Source organism: Methanobrevibacter acididurans, from assembly GCF_046197875.1.
Lineage (GTDB): Archaea > Methanobacteriota > Methanobacteria > Methanobacteriales > Methanobacteriaceae > Methanobrevibacter_A > Methanobrevibacter_A acididurans.
Map to the genome: position 1 here is coordinate 645,293 of NZ_CP166991.1, position 15,981 is coordinate 661,273.

Consider the following 15,981-nt stretch of genomic DNA (forward strand, 5'->3'; position numbering starts at 1 on the left):
GGATAGAAAACAAACTCGAGAGAATACAGGAAGATTAAGTGAAAACCCATTCCATAAAAGACCACTTCAAGCATGATCTAGAAAAAGACACTTACATTTGCCCAAACAACCAAGAACTACCTTTCCAACAAGAAATCAAACATTACTTAGAAAATGAAACCAAACTTTATAAAATTGAAAGAAGATACTGGAACTACAATGCATGCCAAGACTGCCCCGATAAAGAAAAATGCTACAAAGGAACACAAAGACAAATAACATAATTCACAATTAACACAGCCCTAAAAATGAAAAAACATATGGAAACAGAAGAATACAAAAATATGTTTAAAAAAAGATCAAGCACAGTAGAAGCACCATTCGGAACACTTAAAACTTACTACCACATAAATGAACTACCAACAACAGGAATATAACACACAGAACACATACTAGCACTACAAGCACTAACATACATCCTAAAAAGGCTAAATCACATAATTAAAAACGAATACGACGAAACAGACAACATAAACCAATTCATAGAAAAAATAGGAGCAACACTCAACCTAAAATGCAAAACCACAGAAAAAAAAGTAATACCAAAAAATATCAAAAATTATTTTTGGCCAACACTCTAAGAATGGAATAAAAATTTCATCCTTAAAAAACATTTAATACTATTTTTAAAAATAAAATATTTTTTAATTATTAAAAAGATAATTTTAATAAATTTTTATCTTTATTAAACAATTTTTCTAACATATTTTTTTTAATAATATTCAACAAAAATAATTTTTATTAATCCAAAAAATTTATTTACTTAAAAATTTAATATAATTTTTTAGATTTTATACAAATTTAATATAGAAAAAAATTTTTAGAAATAAGGAGGAAATTTTTCATGGGAAAAAATTTTCATTGTTTTTCTTTTTAGTTTTTTTGGTAGTTTGTTTATGTATACCTGTGGCTTTTGCAGAGAATACTAATGGATCTACTCTTACAACAAATTCTTCTTCATCTAACTATTCTACAGGAGAATCTGTTTTAAGTGTAGGTGATAATAGTACACTATCTGATATGCCTACAGGGGGTATTCCGGGTAATGGTACTCCACCTGATATGCCTAATGGCACTGGTCCTAATGGTACTTTACCTAATGGCACTGGTTTTTATTTACAGCCATGACCTCTACCTCCTCACAAGGTCCTAATGGTACTTTACCTAATGGCACTGGTCCTAGTCCTATAGATAATATTACAAGTCCAAATACTTCTTTAACTGGTAATAATATTACAGTTATTTATGGTGCTGGTGAAAATTATACTGTAACATTAACTACAGTTAATGGTACTCCTATTATTGGACAACACATTGCAATGAATCTTACTCGTTTAAATGATGGTGCAAGTAAAGTTTACTGGGAGACAACAGATACAAATGGTATAGCAGACCTTGAAATCAATTTATATCCAGGATATTATACTTCATCATCAAGTTATGAAGGAAACACTACATTAAATTACACTTCAAGTAGTTGTTTTAATACAATAATTGTTGTAACAAATTCAACAACAAACAAAACAAGTACAGTATTAATCGTACAACCATTTACAGAAGTTTATGGTGCAGGTGAAAACTTCACAGCAACTCTTAAAGACTCTAATGGTAAAAGCATAGTAGGAAAACATATTGCATTAAATCTTATCGTTTAAGTGATGGTGCAAGTAAAGTTTATTGGGAGACAACAGATACAAATGGTATAGCAGACCTACAAATAAATTTATATGCAGGATCTTATACTGTAACTGCAAGTTTCCCAACTGATGATAATTACACAAATTCTTCTGCTTCAACTACAATTGAAGTAACAAATTCATCATCTAAAAATAATAATGACTCTTACAATGTAACCGTATTAACTGAAAAATTATCATTAAATATGAATAATTGGAATTATGATTCAACTAATGATATTTATTATCAATTAGGACTCATATATTGTGTAGACCCTGCAACAACAACTTATGAGGAATTAGCTATTTACGTTCCAGGATCATATTTGAATGGTATTAAAAATACTAATGGAACTTATACTTGTAGTTTAAATAATACAAATAAAGTAAATAATTATACAGTTAAAACTGCACCTATTGTAATGCCAATTAATACTCCAGGATATTCAGCACAAACTGCTGTAACAAAATATAGTAGTAATGGCATAACTGATTATACTAATTCCGGATTTGTTTATGTTTATGCAGGATGTAGGGGTAGAGATAATGGTGATAATTACAGTGGTGGAGCACCTTGGGGAGTTACAGATTTAAAAGCAGCTGTAACTTATTTAAAATTCAATAAAGATGTAATGCCAGGTGATACTGAATCAATATTTACCTTCGGACACAGTGGTGGAGGAGCACAAAGTGCACTAATGGGAGCTACTGGAGATAGTGAATTATATAATTCATACTTAGAATCCATTGGAGCTGCTATGGTAGATAAAGAAGGTAATAATATTTCAAATAGTATTTGTGGAGCAATGTGCTGGTGTCCTATAACTAGTCTTGATTATGCTGATGGAGCATATGAATGGAACATGGGTCAATATGCAACAATCGGTACTAGAACAAATACAACTTGGACATCCAGTTTATCTGATGATTTAAGTACAGCATTTGCATCCTATATTAATCAATTAGGATTAAAATCCTCTAATGGTACCTTATTAACTTTAAACCAATCTAGTACTGGAATTTACACCTCTGGAACATATTATAATTATTTATTATCTGTAATAGAAGAATCATTAAATAATTATTTAAATGACACTAATTTCCAAGATACAAGTTATAAAACAGCACAATCATATATTAACTCATTAAACAGTGATGAACAATGGATTACATATGATAATATTACTAATACAGCAAAAATAATTAGTATAGAAGCTTTTGTAACTCATTGTAAATCTGCACAAAAAAGTGTTGGAGCATTTGATAGTTTAGATAAATCTGCAGCAGAAAATAATTTATTTGGAAACGATAACAATGAATATTTACACTTTGACACTGTGATGAGTGAATTATTAACAAATAATTCAAATAAATATTCTAATTATTCAGATTATAATAGTCAGTATGCAACATCTTATGCAAATGATTTAAACGCATTAGATTCATTAAATAATACAATACAATATCGTGTAAATATGTATAATCCAATGTATTATTTAAGTGATTATTATAATGGAAGTGGAAGTTCAAATGTTGCTAAATATTGGCGAATATCTACTGGTATAGATCAAACAGATACTGCTTTAACTGTAGAAACTAATTTATACTTAGCATTAAAAGAATGTACTAGTGTTGAAAGTGTAATTTTCCAAACAGTATGGGGACAAGGTCATACTACTGCTGAAAGAACTGGAACTAGTACTGAAAACTTTATAAATTGGGTTAATACTTGTTTAAATTCTTAAATTAAAAATTTAATTTTTTATTTTTTTTTTTTATCTTTTTTTATACTAAAATCACCTTATTTTTTTTATTAAATAGTTTTTTTATAAAAATTTTTTAGAATATTATTTATTTAATTCTTAAGAAAAATTATAAAATTTGAATCAGTGGAGCTTATTAAATTGGTACTGTTTTTGGGAAATAAAAATCAAAAAACAAAATATCAACTAAGTTTTTCAAAAGATATTTTAACCATTAAAACCTTATAAACAATTATAAAATAATAAACCTCATAAAATAATAGGAAAAAAAGGGGAATATAAACAATGGCAGATAAAATAATAATAGCTTCATGTAGTGGAATGAGTCCAAACGGATTAGTTGCACGAGTAGCAGCATTAGACTATGTAATTGACAACGAAGATGTAATAGAACTATGCATGGGATTAGTATCAGGAGACCAAATCAATTACAATCTCCTAATAAAAGAATACCCCGTCTTTGCAATAAATGGATGTGATGGGAACTGTGTGGAAAAAATACTTAACGAACGAGGAGTAAAACCAGCAGGAGCCATAAATATTGGTGAAGAATTAGAAAAACAATCTTATACTCCAAACGATCCCGCAAGACTAGACGAAGAAGGAGAAAAATGTGTAGAATACATAAAAACCCGCCTCAATGAAGAACTAGAAAAAATATTTGAAAACCAAAAAGAATAGGGGCATAATAAAATTGATTGAAATAATACCAGTATTAGATTTAAAAAACCACATAGCAGTTAGTGGAAAATCCGGACAAAGAAACACATACACACCATTACAAACAATATACTCACCTAACCCCAACCCATTTGACATTGCAGGAAACCTAAAAATAAATAATGCAAAAAGAGTCTATATTGCAGACTTAGACTTAATAGAAAAACAAGGACACAACATAGACCAAATCAAAAACACCAACATGATATTGCCGGTCATATTAGATGCTGGAGTAAAAAATTATGAATCCTTCAAATTCTACTTAAACTTTGCATATAAAATAATAATTGCAACAGAAACCCTCGAAAGTATAGAAGAATTAGATAAAATATTTAAAACATTTCCCTCTGAGAGAATAATTATTAGTGTAGATGTAAAAGATGGAAAATTATACTCACAAAACTTAAACATGAACCTAAAAGAATTTCAAGAAATCCTAAAAAAATATGATCCAAGCGAAATCATACTCCTAGACATATCTAGAGTAGGGACTGGAGAAGGATTTAACAAAGAATTACTAGAAAAATTCAAAGATTTCAAAGACCAAATTATTATAGGTGGAGGAATTCAAGCAAAAGACCTTCAAAAATTAGAAGAATTAGGTTTTAAAAAAGCACTAGTCGGAACAGCCCTACATAAAGGTGAAATCAAAATAAACCCATTTTAAAAAGAATCATTAAATCTATAAAACATAAAAATTTTAATCATAAGAAAAAGTAAAAATAATTAATTAATTTAATTTTTTTTTTTTTAAGCTAACATTGTTGGCAGTATGATAAATGGACTTATTGCAGCTATAAAAAATAGTATTATGCCAATTGCAGTTGCTATATTCCGATTATCCATAACTCCGGTTATTATACAGAGTACTCCCATAAATCCTAAAATTACTGGAATGATGTGTGAAAAAAATATAAATCCTGTTACCATTATAAATCACATTTAAATATATTTCAATTAATTCTATTTTTGTTATTTTTCCTATATAATACTATTTAATTTATAAAAACACATTTTCTAGATTAAACTTAATATAATCCATTCTACCTCTTCAGCAAATAACATTGCACCATAACCTGCTAATAAACCGGTAACAAATCTTAAACTATTATTACTCAAACGATTGCCATAACGTTGAGTTAACCCATCAACTAAACATGGAATTACCAAAACTACTGATAAAAATAATAAAAATAAATCATGCCCCACACTTAATATAAAGTAAAATATGAAAAATAGGATTATACCAAGATATAATCCAGTGCATCTTGCACAAACTGGAAACTGATAACCTTTAATATGAAAACTTCTCTCAGGCTTCCTATGACAAATATAATTTAAAGGATTCATAACAACTCACTCTTATCTCCCATTTTTTTAGTCTCCTGAACAACACGCACTGAAAATAATCATTCCAATTATAACAGCTAACACAATCATTAAAAAACCCATTATTTTTCACCCCAAAAAAATTAATTCTAAATTCCACTTTTTTTTAATTAATACCTTTTTTATTCATCTTTTTTTATAAAACTTTTTATAAACAAATTTAAACTTTTACTAAAAACCTTAATATTCTTAGTAAATAGTTTAGTATATATCTAAATATTATTTCATTATAAGTAATATGTGGTTCATATTCATTTAATAATATTTATTATACTATTTTGATTTATTTGACTTATATTATTCTATTTGGATAAAATATTTTAAAAAAAAATATAAGAGTTTTTACAAGTCTTTATTTAAATTTAAATATTATAATACCTTTTTAAGATAATCAAATCAAAAATTATATATTACTTAATTATATATAAACTTTAACCAGATGAAGGATAAAAAAATTTTTTACCAAATAAATATTTAATTCCTTTAATAAAAATTTCATTCAATTTATATTTTCATAAACAAGTTTTTTTTTAAGTGGAATTAATTAATTCCTTTATCTAATAAAAAAAGGAGTTTAATATTAAGAAATGAAACATAAATGTCACATTATCAGTATATGTATAATAATACTGTTATTATCTCTAATAATTAGTGTTGGAATGGTGACAGTAAGTGCAAGTGATCCTCAAATAACAGATAATACTAGCATAACTACATATTCTGATAATATTAATGATAAAAAATTAAGCCTTAATACGGTGAATGTATCAAATGAAAAAAATGAAATTAATATAGAAAAAACACAAAAAGGTTCACTTCAAAATGACTGTGAAGAAAAACTTTTAAGATTAAAGGATGTGAATACAGAATTAAATTCAATAGGATTTGGTTCTGAAATTAATCATTTAAAATTCAATAATCCAAAATTTGAGCCATATTTTAGTAGAAATTATATTAATTCCTACACATTTAATTATCTTTGCTCAGAATTAACTTTTAATTTAACATTTCAGGAAATTGAATATGAAAATGACCACTCCTCAGATAAAATTATTGATTATTATTTAAAAGGTGACACTGAGACATCAATATCAAATAAAACTAATTCTGAGGGTCAATTATCAATAACACATTCTATGCCCACTTTAAGTGTTTATACTTTGTATCATAGTCTTCAAAATAAATTGTCTTTTTATAATTATACCAAAATGAAATTAAATTTTAAGCACAAACTTAAATTAACTTCAAACTATAATCAATATACTACTTATGATGAAACTCCTCATCTGATTCAAAATATTACCAATTCTACTAGTACTCAAATATCTGGTATAACAATTAAATCTAATAATATTACTTCTCTAAAAACTAATTCTAATGGTCAAATGACTTTTACAGTACCTTCAACTTATTCTCTTTCTTCTTCTCAGCATAATGTAAACTTTTATACTAATAGTGTTGAGATGGATGAGTATTTCCAATCTAAAGTTGGAGTGTCATTAAAGGCTAATTCTCAAACTCCAACTATTAGTGCAAGCATTCCAAATACTTTTGTTTACGGTGCAAGTGATAATATTATTACTGTGACTTTAACGGATTCTATAAGTGGTGCTGCTTTATCTGATCAAACTATTAAATATAAAATTGATGAGGGTAGTGAACAAACTGCTTCTTCAACTACTAATTCTAAAGGTCAGGTATATATTGCTTTGCCAGATAATTTAGCAGGTGGTTCTCATAATTTTGATTTTAGTTCAGTTAAAAATACTGACTATAATTCTGCTTCTGGAACACAACAAACATTCAATATAAAAACTCAACAATCTAGTATGGGTACTTCTGATGTTAGTTATAGTTTTGTTTATGGGTATGATGTTGGTAGTGTTGTTGTGAATTTGTTTGATGTTGAGGGTGTTGTTGTTCCTGGTGTTGTTGTTAATTGTACTTTGTGGTTAGGTAATAAAGAAATTACTGATATGCCTGTTGTTCGGTCTGGTGAGGCTTTTAGTATTCCTAAAGGTTTAGCTGGTGGTGAGTATACTTTGATGTATGATTTTGGTGGTAATGAGAATTACACAAAATCTTCTATGAGTACTTCTATCACTATTAATCCTCAACAATCTAGTATAAGTACTTCTGATGTTAGTTATAATTTTATTTTTAATAGTGAAAGTAATACTGTGACTATTAATCTTTATAATGCTTTTGATGATTTATTACTCGGTAAAAAGATTTCTTATAATTTTAATGGGGAAACTAAAGAAGTTGTATCTGGTGTGGAATTTGTTTTACCTATAAAGGGTTTAAAAGTTGATACTTATACTTTATCTTATCAATTTAAGGGTGATGAGAATTACACAAAATCTTCTATGAGTACTTCTATCACTATTGGTCCTCAACAATCTAGTATGGGTACTTCTGATGTTAGTTATAGTTTTGTTTATGGGTATGATGTTGGTAGTGTTGTTGTGAATTTGTTTGATGTTGAGGGTGTTGTTGTTCCTGGTGTTGTTGTTAATTGTACTTTGTGGTTAGGTAATAAAGAAATTACTGATATGCCTGTTGTTCGGTCTGGTGAGGCTTTTAGTATTCCTAAAGGTTTAGCTGGTGGTGAGTATACTTTGATGTATGATTTTGGTGGTAATGAGAATTACACAAAATCTTCTATGAGTACTTCTATCACTATTAATCCTCAACAATCTAGTATAAGTACTTCTGATGTTAGTTATAATTTTATTTTTAATAGTGAAAGTAATACTGTGACTATTAATCTTTATAATGCTTTTGATGATTTATTACTCGGTAAAAAGATTTCTTATAATTTTAATGGGGAAACTAAAGAGGCAGTATCTGGTGAAGCATTTGTTTTACCTATAACTGGTTTAAAAGTTGGTGATTATACTTTATCTTATCAATTTATGGGTGATGAGAATTACACAAAATCTAATGTGGTTACTACTAATATTAATGTGATTCAGCAAACTCCAAATATAAGTACTCCATATCTTAAGTATACTTTTACTTATGGTGTGGATAATGCTATTATTGTGACTTTAACTGATTCAAAGTCTAATGATCCTTTAGAGGGTAAGACTATTAAGTATCATTTTGATTCATTAACTGCAGAAACTTTAATTACTAATAGTAATGGTCAAGTTAGTATTCCTGTTTCTAAAGATTTAACTGCTGCTTTAAATCATATTTTGAATTATAATTTTGTTGGTGATTATAATTATACTAATAGGACTGGTTTACAAGTGAATTTTACTATAAATTCTCGGAAGACTTTTGTGAATAATAGTATGGATCATTATATTTTCATTGAAGGTACTAATTCTAATACTGTTCCTGTGTTCTTGTATGATGTTTATAAAACTAAATTATTAACTGGTAAAACTATTTATTATAATATTAATGGAGTGAATGGTTTCACTAATGATGGAATTATCTCTATTCCTAATGGTTTACCTGGTGGACGTGTTTATACTTTAACTTACACTTTCCGTGGTGATGATAATTATATTAAATCTAGTAATAGTTCACTAATTTTCATTCAAAAAATTACACATTTTGAGGGTTTTAATCTCAGCACTATTAATAGTAGTGTTAATTATACTGTTTGTTTAAAGACTTTAGATGGTAATGTTTTAAGTAATGAGAGTTTACTATTCGTATTTAACAATACATATTATCCTGTTGTGACAAATGTGAATGGTGTGGCATGTTTAAGTTTAAACAATTTAAGTTTAGGATCATATAATGTAGATTATGTTTACTTTGGAAACAATTTATACACATCATCTAATGGATTTAGTAATATTAATGTTGTTGATAAATTAAAAACTGATTCTAATATTATTCTCACTTACGATGTTAAAGGTAAAGTTTTAAATTTTAACTTAACAAGTAATAATATTCCTATTAATGAAGCTAATATCACTGTACTTATTAATGGAACTAATTATACTTTAATCACTGATAAGGATGGTTTAGCTAGTATTGATTTAAGTAATTATAGTCTTGGAACTTATAATCTAAGTTATTATTATCCTGGAAATAAGGATATTAATAAGTGTAATGGGTCTTGTAATATTAGTGTAACTAATCCTATTGATTCTGTTTTAACTTTAAACAATTATACTATGACTGTTGGTTTACTTGGTAATCTTACAGGTAAGTTAACTACATTTAATGGTACTCCTTTAAATGGTATGGTGATATTTTTAAATCTCACTAATCTAGGTAATAATTTAAGTAAGGTTTATAATGTTACAAGTGATATTAATGGAGATTATGCTTTACCTATTAATCTTGCAGTAGGAGAATACAGTGCTAGTGCAAGTTATCTTGGAAAAACCATTGGAAATAACACTTACCTTAATATAGGTCCTGTTTATAGTAGTATTAGTATTAAAGCTAATATGACATTTGTTGGTACTGTTTTAAGTGTGAATAATTTAACTGAAACTTATGGTGATGGTTTAAACTTAACTGGAAAACTCTTAGATATTAATGGTAAACCTGTAATTGGTCAACATATCTTATTAAACTTAACACGTCTTAGTGATGGTGTAAGTAAAATTTATCCATGTACAACTGATAATACTGGTGAGTATCAATTAGAAATCAACCTTTACCCTGGAGAATATAGTGTTAGTGGAAGTTTTAATGGTTTAACTGTTAAAAATGTTACTTATTCCCTATCAACTATAATTAATGGTTCAATACTTATTAATAAGGTTGTTACTGTTTTAAGTGCTGATGAATTTCTTGCTAAAGTTAATTATGGTCTTATTTTTACTGGAAAACTTATAAATAGTGAAAGTGAACCATTAAGTAATCAAATGATTAGTATTAATCTTAATAATTCACGTAATGGTTTAAGTAAAACATACTATGTATATACTGATACTAATGGAGTATATAGTTTAGTTATTAATTTAGCTAAAGGATCATATACTGCTCAATGCAGTTTCACGGGTACAAATGAATATGAATCTAGTATTGCAAACACAAGTTTAAGTATTAAAGCTTAATATATAAAATTTTAAAACTTTTTTTTCTTTTTCTTTTTTTATTGTCTTGTTTTAAGTTATTTTTTTTATACAAAAACTTTTATAACAATAGTTATATAATAGTATTGTATATATAAATATTTATAAATACTTAAAAAAATAAATTATTAATTAATATAAAACTTTAAAAATTATAAAAAAATACAATTTAAAAATTTTCTAGGAGAATTATAGAATGGAAAAAGGAACAGACGTATTAAAAGAAGGCTTTGCAAAAATGACTAAAGGTGGAGTCATCATGGATGTAGTAAATGCAAAACAAGCAGCAATTGCAGAAGATGCAGGGGCAGTAGCAGTAATGGCATTAGAAAAAGTACCAGCAGACATCCGTAAAGCAGGTGGAGTAGCAAGAATGGCGGATCCAACTATCGTAGAAGAAGTAGTAGATGCAGTTAGTATACCTGTAATGGCAAAAGCAAGAATAGGACATATTGCAGAAGCACAAATACTTCAAACACTCGGAGTAGACATGATAGATGAAAGTGAAGTACTCACACCAGCAGACGACGAATTCCACATAAACAAAAAAGAATTTACAATCCCATTCGTATGTGGAGCAAGAAACCTCGGAGAAGCATTAAGAAGAATCGACGAAGGTGCAGCAATGATACGAACCAAAGGAGAACCAGGAACAGGAAATGTTGTTGAAGCAGTACGTCACATGAGAATGGTAACTGGGGAAATCAGAGATGTTCAAAACAAAAACACTGAAGAATTAAGAGAATATGCAAGAGTCATAGAAGCACCATTACCATTACTTGAAGAAACAGCAAAACTTGGACACTTACCAGTAGTAAACTTTGCAGCTGGAGGAATTGCAACACCAGCAGATGCATCCTTAATGATGCAACTTGGATCTGATGGAATATTTGTAGGATCTGGAATCTTCAAATCAGGTAATCCAGAAGCATTTGCAAAAGCAATTGTTGAAGCTACAGCTAATTATGATAAACCTGAAAAACTTGCCGAAGTATCCAAAGGACTTGGAGAAGCAATGAAAGGAATAGAAATCTCCAACATTTCAGATTCTGAAAGAATGCAAGAAAGAGGAATATAAAACCTTTCTCTTACTCTTATTTTTTTAAAACATTAATAATACTAAAAGGTAAGAAATTAATATGAAACCAGTATTAGCAATAGGACCACTAAGTAAAGACATACTAATAAACAAAACACAAAAAATAGAAAAAACAGGTGGAGCCTTATACTACCAAAGTCAAATCTACCAATACTTAAAAACCCCATATCAAATAATCCTATCACTAAAAACTGAAGATAAAAACTTAATAAACAACTTCCCTAATCCAGAAAAAATACATCCAATATATAAAAAAGAAACAATAACATTCACTAATAAATACTTAACACCAGAAAAAAGAATACAAACAAGTAACTTCGCAAATACACCAATAACTATAGAAGACATTAAACCATTAACAGAAAATATAAATTTCTCAGCAATAATCTTAAATCCTCTATTAAAAACAGATTTCAACTTAAATATTTATCAATATTTAAATACATTAAAAACACCTATCTATTTAAGTATACAAGGACTTTTAAGAACACAATCTAAGAATAATCAAATAAAATTAGAGAAAAATAAGGACCTTAATCAAATATTACCTTATATAACTGGTTTATTTTTAGATCAATTTGAAGCACAAACATTATATCCAAATGATCCCTTAGATTTAATAGCATATAAATTATCTAAACTAGGACCATTAGAAACAATAATAACACAAGCACATAAAGGTTCACTTATACATTCTAAAATTACTAATACTACAATTTCTGTACCTGCAGTTAAAGTCCAAGAAGAAAATTTTCCAACAGGAGCTGGAGATACTTATATGGCAGCATATATTTCACAAAGATTAAATGGGTATAGTATTAATTATAGTGCAGAATTCGCATCTGAAATCACTAGTAAAAAAATAGAATGGGGTAAACTAATATAAATCCTTGTTTTTATTTTCTGAATTATAAAAACATTTAAAACTTCTTTTGATATCCCTATTTTAAAATTTTTTTTATTCAGTTTTTATTGATTATTTATTTTTAATTTATTTATTATCTTTATTTTGAATGTTGAGGGGGGAATGTTTTATATATTTTTAATTTTATATTTTTAAATGTCGATATGTAATGTATCACTTGTCGTTTATTTATTTTTAAAATTAGGAGGAAAATATGAAAAATTTTAAGTGTTTAAATATTTTAATTATTTTAGTAACGCTAGCTGTCTTAATATTATCTGTTCCTTCAGCTTTTGCAGTTGATACAAATAATTATACAAATGATAATGTAATATTAAATTCTAATACTACTAATAATATTTATGTGGATAATAATACTAATATTCAAACTGTTATTGATAATGCCAGTGAAGGTTGTAATATTGTTTTAAGCAATGGCACATATCATGAGTCCGGTTTAATTGTTAATAAAAGTTTAAATTTTATTGGTGATGAAAATTCTATTATCAATGCTACAAATTTTAATACAAGTATTTTCACCATAACAGGAAAAAATACTAATATTATGTTTGCTGGTTTAAATTTTATTGGAGGTTCTAGTAATTTTGGTGGTGCTTTAGACATTTATGATGCAAAAGTTACTATTTCTAATTGTAATTTCACAGGTGCCTATGCTAGTAACAATGGTGGTTGTATAGCTAATCTTGGTGGAAATTTAATAATTGATAATTCCTTTTTTAATAACTGTAGTAGTGGTCATAACGGTGGTTCAATAAACTGTTTTAATGGGGATTTAACCTTAACTAATAGCTTTTTTGCAAATTGTAAATGTGATTATGATGGGGGTGCAATTTCCCTAAATAATTACAGTAGTGGAAAAATTATAGGTAACTTTTTTATAAATAACACTGCAGGTGAATGGGGTGCTTGTGTTTATGAATGGAATGCAATAACTGTTAATATTACTAATAATATTTTTATTTCTAATAATGCTAAAAAAGGTGCTTGTTTATTCATCTATGGTGCAAATAATATAACTGGTAATGTTTTTAAAAATAATAGTGCTGATTATGGTGCAGGAGTATATGTTGAAGAAGCTTATGGATCTGTACTTTCAAGTGTTGAATGTAATTTTAATAGTTTTATTAATAATATTGCATTAAATGGTAGTGATGTTTACATTTATCGTTGTTCATTACCTAGTAATTTTAATAATAACTGGTGGGGAATAAATAACCCTTTAACCAATATTAGTCAATTTAACCAATCTTACTATGATATTAAAAATGATGTAGGTTTACCATCTACATGGTTAAACACTAAAGCTACCTATAAAAATAGTATAATAACTGTTGAAATGGCCTCATCTAATACTTCTAGTAAGGATAATATTAATTTACCAGTTTTCGCTAATTTATATTATAATAATAATTTAATAGATACAAATATTTTAATTAATGGAACTACAGATTTTAATGTTTCATCATATGAATTAGATAATATACTAATTAATGTAGGTAATCAAAATTTCACTTTCACATCAACTAATACTAGTACTATTCTTAATAGTTCTAATGTTTCTGTAATTTATGGTTATACTAATAAATACACTGTTAAATTAACAACTAATACTGGTAAAGCTTTATCCAATGAAGAAGTTCTTTTAAATATTACTAATTTAAGTAATGGATTAAACAAGGTATATAAGATTTTAACTGATAATGAAGGTATTGCAAGTTTACCTATTAATCTTTTAACAGGTGCCTATAGTATGAATGCAAGTTATTCTGGAAATAATCAGTATACATCATCAACAATTTTCACTTATTATAACATTATAACAAACCTTTATAATACTAATCTAATTGTTAATAATTTTAATGAAACATTTGATAGTGGTAATTCTTTAATTGGTAAATTGAGTGATGTGTGGGGAAATCCTATAGTAAATAGAATTGTTAATTTAAAATTATCCCGTTTAAGTGATGGTGTTAGTAAAACTTATTATGTTACCACTGATACTAATGGGGAGTATAATTTACCTATAAATTTAAATATTGGTTGTTATAAAGTAGATTGTTCTTTTGATGGGGATAATCCTTATTTAGCAAGCAGTACCTTGGGTACAATTACTGTTTATTAATTAAATTTAATTTTTTATTTTTTTTAGATTATTTGTTAAGTTCTTTTTTTTATAGAATTAGTTTTTATATATTTTAAAACATTTTTCATATGAATATTTGCTCATATGATTAATTTATCTTATATAATATTATATACTGTTTAAAACATAAAACTATTTATGAATAAATTAGATGATTATAATCATAAAGCTACTGTGCATTTATCCTTTGCACTAGTTTTAAATCTACTTTTTAATGTTATTGTTATTGTTGGAGGATTACTTACTAATAGTATTGCGATTCTTGCAGATGCTGTTCATGATGTTGGTGATACTCTTGCAATTTTTATTGCATGGTTTTTGCAAAAGTTTTCTGAACGTGGTCGAAATTATATTTACACTTATGGATATAAACGGTTTAGTGTTTTAGGTGCAGTACTCACAAGTACTATTGTTATTTGTGCTTGTGTCGTTGTATTATATGAAGCTTTTAGTCGTTTATTTGCACCTGTGGAACCTTCTTCAACTGGTATGGTTCTTGTTGCCCTATTAGGTATCCTTTTAAAAGGTTTATCAGTTTATGCCTTACATGGAGGTAAAACATTTAATGAACGAAGTATTCTTGTTCACTTGTTTGGTGATGTTGTTGAATGGATTGTTGTTTTAATTTTAAGTGTTGTGCTTGTATTCTATAATATTCCTATTTTAGATCCTTTAGCTAGTATCGGTATTAGTTTATGGATTATTTATAATCTTGGAAATAATCTTTATCGTAGTTTAAAAGTACTGGTACAATCAGTACCTAATGATTTTGATTTAAAAACTTTTAAATCAGAAGTTACAAATATCCAGGGTGTTATTGGTGTTGAAGATTTACATGTGTGGAGTCTTGATGGAATTAGTAATGTTCTCACTTTAAAGATTAAGACAAATATGACTGATGCTAATAGTTTATTTAAAATTAAAGATGAAGTAAATAATATTGCTTCTAATTATGATGTTAGTGATTCTACAGTTGAGTTTAAAACCTAAAAACTTTTCATTTACACCATCAACTTTCATTTTCAATATTTTTAAAGATTCCTTTCATTATTTTATTAAATCTTTTCTTGTTTTCAATAATTTTAATCTTTCCATCCGTTTAAACCTATCTTCTAATCTTATTATTTAAAAAGTAATAATAAATGTATATATCTATTATTTAATTTTCACTTT

13 protein-coding genes are annotated in these 15,981 nt (G+C 27.2%); 11 read left to right on the top strand and 2 right to left on the bottom strand.

Features of this window, described 5'->3' with window-relative positions; translation table 11 throughout:
• Positions 1–38: 38 nt before the first annotated feature.
• From ACA135_RS03320 to ACA135_RS03345, 6 genes are all read left to right on the top strand, one after another.
• Positions 39–263: a transposase gene (locus ACA135_RS03320; RefSeq protein ID WP_409198880.1), complete on the top strand. Its 225-nt coding sequence runs from the start codon at positions 39–41 to the stop codon at positions 261–263.
• 658 nt (positions 264–921) lie between these two features.
• Positions 922–1,167: a hypothetical protein gene (locus ACA135_RS03325; protein ID WP_409198881.1), complete on the top strand. Its 246-nt coding sequence runs from the start codon at positions 922–924 to the stop codon at positions 1,165–1,167.
• Complete coding sequence (locus ACA135_RS03330) at positions 1,164–1,694, top strand: hypothetical protein (RefSeq protein WP_409198882.1); 531 nt, start codon at positions 1,164–1,166, stop codon at positions 1,692–1,694. The genes ACA135_RS03325 and ACA135_RS03330 overlap by 4 nt, the downstream gene beginning before the upstream one ends.
• A 227-nt stretch (positions 1,695–1,921) precedes the next feature.
• Entirely contained in the window at positions 1,922–3,460 is a 1,539-nt protein-coding gene (locus ACA135_RS03335; protein WP_409198883.1) for a hypothetical protein, read from the top strand.
• 303 nt (positions 3,461–3,763) lie between these two features.
• Positions 3,764–4,159, top strand: a complete 396-nt coding sequence (locus tag ACA135_RS03340) for a putative zinc-binding protein (protein WP_409198884.1) — start codon at positions 3,764–3,766, stop codon at positions 4,157–4,159.
• A 13-nt stretch (positions 4,160–4,172) separates the two neighbouring features.
• On the top strand, positions 4,173–4,865 hold the full coding sequence (locus ACA135_RS03345; RefSeq protein WP_409198885.1) for a HisA/HisF family protein: 693 nt from the start codon (positions 4,173–4,175) through the stop codon (positions 4,863–4,865).
• An 83-nt stretch (positions 4,866–4,948) separates the two neighbouring features.
• Here the strand turns inward: ACA135_RS03345 and ACA135_RS03350 are convergent, their stop codons facing one another.
• Positions 4,949–5,128, bottom strand: a complete 180-nt coding sequence (locus tag ACA135_RS03350) for a hypothetical protein (protein WP_409198886.1) — start codon at positions 5,126–5,128, stop codon at positions 4,949–4,951.
• Between the two features lie 87 nt (positions 5,129–5,215).
• Positions 5,216–5,548, bottom strand: coding sequence for a DUF2085 domain-containing protein (locus tag ACA135_RS03355; protein ID WP_409198887.1), 333 nt, complete (start codon positions 5,546–5,548; stop codon positions 5,216–5,218).
• A 698-nt stretch (positions 5,549–6,246) separates the two neighbouring features.
• Between ACA135_RS03355 and ACA135_RS03360 the strand changes: the two genes are divergently transcribed.
• The 5 genes from ACA135_RS03360 to ACA135_RS03380 all read left to right on the top strand — a co-directional run bounded on the left by ACA135_RS03360 (position 6,247) and on the right by ACA135_RS03380 (position 15,798).
• Positions 6,247–10,623 (top strand): Ig-like domain-containing protein, encoded by a 4,377-nt coding sequence (locus ACA135_RS03360; RefSeq protein WP_409198888.1) that lies wholly within the window; start codon positions 6,247–6,249, stop codon positions 10,621–10,623.
• Between the two features lie 214 nt (positions 10,624–10,837).
• Positions 10,838–11,719 carry a pyridoxal 5'-phosphate synthase lyase subunit PdxS gene (pdxS, locus tag ACA135_RS03365; protein WP_409198889.1) on the top strand — a complete coding sequence of 294 codons (882 nt, stop codon included), beginning with the start codon at positions 10,838–10,840 and terminating at the stop codon, positions 11,717–11,719.
• Positions 11,720–11,780: 61 nt separating this feature from the next.
• A complete protein-coding gene (locus tag ACA135_RS03370; RefSeq protein WP_409198890.1) occupies positions 11,781–12,626 on the top strand; it encodes a PfkB family carbohydrate kinase in 846 nt (281 codons plus the stop codon).
• Between the two features lie 232 nt (positions 12,627–12,858).
• A complete protein-coding gene (locus tag ACA135_RS03375; RefSeq protein WP_409198891.1) occupies positions 12,859–14,787 on the top strand; it encodes a hypothetical protein in 1,929 nt (642 codons plus the stop codon).
• Positions 14,788–14,946: 159 nt separating this feature from the next.
• Positions 14,947–15,798 (top strand): cation diffusion facilitator family transporter, encoded by an 852-nt coding sequence (locus ACA135_RS03380; protein WP_409198892.1) that lies wholly within the window; start codon positions 14,947–14,949, stop codon positions 15,796–15,798.
• The last annotated feature ends 183 nt before the right edge of the window (positions 15,799–15,981 follow it).

Excerpts from the sequence above, each read along its gene's own strand:
- ACA135_RS03340 (WP_409198884.1), top strand. The coding sequence starts at position 3,764 with ATGGCAGATAAAATAATAATAGCTTCATGTAGTGGAATGAGTCCAAAC.
- ACA135_RS03330 (WP_409198882.1), top strand. The coding sequence starts at position 1,164 with ATGACCTCTACCTCCTCACAAGGTCCTAATGGTACTTTACCTAATGGC.
- ACA135_RS03380 (WP_409198892.1), top strand. The coding sequence starts at position 14,947 with ATGAATAAATTAGATGATTATAATCATAAAGCTACTGTGCATTTATCC.
- ACA135_RS03360 (WP_409198888.1), top strand. The coding sequence starts at position 6,247 with ATGGTGACAGTAAGTGCAAGTGATCCTCAAATAACAGATAATACTAGC.
- ACA135_RS03375 (WP_409198891.1), top strand. The coding sequence starts at position 12,859 with ATGAAAAATTTTAAGTGTTTAAATATTTTAATTATTTTAGTAACGCTA.
- ACA135_RS03355 (WP_409198887.1), bottom strand. The coding sequence starts at position 5,548 with ATGAATCCTTTAAATTATATTTGTCATAGGAAGCCTGAGAGAAGTTTT.
- ACA135_RS03335 (WP_409198883.1), top strand. The coding sequence starts at position 1,922 with ATGAATAATTGGAATTATGATTCAACTAATGATATTTATTATCAATTA.
- pdxS (WP_409198889.1), top strand. The coding sequence starts at position 10,838 with ATGGAAAAAGGAACAGACGTATTAAAAGAAGGCTTTGCAAAAATGACT.
- ACA135_RS03350 (WP_409198886.1), bottom strand. The coding sequence starts at position 5,128 with ATGGTAACAGGATTTATATTTTTTTCACACATCATTCCAGTAATTTTA.
- ACA135_RS03370 (WP_409198890.1), top strand. The coding sequence starts at position 11,781 with ATGAAACCAGTATTAGCAATAGGACCACTAAGTAAAGACATACTAATA.